This window comes from Kitasatospora sp. NPDC056446, assembly GCF_042796115.1.
Taxonomy (GTDB): domain Bacteria; phylum Actinomycetota; class Actinomycetes; order Streptomycetales; family Streptomycetaceae; genus Kitasatospora.
In genome coordinates this window covers 1-1,139 of the sequence record NZ_JBHTRF010000249.1, presented here as the reverse complement: position 1 = coordinate 1,139, position 1,139 = coordinate 1, and the positions used below count along the sequence as shown (strand labels likewise).

Here is a 1,139-nt window from a genome sequence, read left to right as displayed (position 1 = left end):
CTAGTGTCCTGAGTCGGGAATTCGCTTCAGATATCCGGCGAGGCGTTCGAGGATCTCGTCGGCGGTCTTGGTCCACACGTAGGGCTTCGGGTCGGTGTTCCAGGTGGCGATCCAGTCCTTGATGTCGGCTTCAAGAGCCTGGACGGACTTGTGGACGCCTCGCCGTATCTGCTTGTTCGTCAGCTCGGCGAACCAGCGCTCGACCAGGTTCAGCCATGACGAACCGGTCGGGGTGAAGTGCAGGTGGAACCGGGGATGCGTCACCAGCCAGGTCTTGATCGCCGGCGTCTTGTGGGTGGCGTAGTTGTCCAGCACCAGGTGAACGTCCAGCCCGTCGGGGACCTCCTTGTCCAGCCGCAGGAGGAACTTCTTGAACTCCTCGGCCCGGTGGCGGCGGTGCAGTGAGCCGATGACCTTGCCGGTGGCGACCTCGAGTGCGGCGAACAGGGTGGTGGTGCCGTGGCGGACGTAGTCGGCGGTCATCCGCTGCGGCACGCCCGGCATCATCGGAAGGACCGGCTGGGACCGGTCGAGCGCCTGGATCTGGGATTTCTCGTCCACGCAGAACACCAGGGCCCGCTCGGGCGGGTCGAGGTAGAGGCCGACCACGTCGTGGACCTTGTCCACGAAGTACGGGTCGGTGGACAGCTTGAAGGTCTCGGCGCGGTGCGGCTGAAGTCCGAACGCGCGCCAGACCCGTGACACGGTGGACTGCGACAGGCCGGTCTCCCTGGCCATCGACCGGGTCGACCAGTGCGTGGCGTCCTTCGGGGTGCGTTCCAGGGTCTTGGCGACCAGGTCGGCCACCTGCTCGTCGGTCACCGTGCGGGGACCTCCCGGCCTGGGCATGTCGCCCAGGCCGGCGATCCGGTGCTCGACGAACCTGGCCCGCCACCGGCCGACCGCGTGCGGAGTCGATCCCAGCCGCTCCGCGACGTCCTTGTTCGACGCGCCGCCCGCGCACTCCAGGATGATCCGGCACCGCAGAGCCCAGGCCTGCGGCGTCGACCGGCGACGCACCCACCCCTCCAGGGCAGCCCGCTCGTCGTCCGACAACACCAACTCGACCTTTGGTCGACCCGTCCGCGCCATAGGCCCAGTCTATATTTATGAACGAAATTCAAGACTCAGGACACTAG

Annotated in this window: 1 protein-coding gene; it reads right to left on the bottom strand. The window is 66.7% G+C overall.

Annotation, left to right across the window (positions count from 1 at the left end; genetic code table 11):
• Entirely contained in the window at positions 1-1,092 is a 1,092-nt protein-coding gene (locus ACFQ6N_RS41065) for an IS630 family transposase (RefSeq protein WP_380659231.1), read from the bottom strand.
• Positions 1,093-1,139 lie beyond the last annotated feature (47 nt).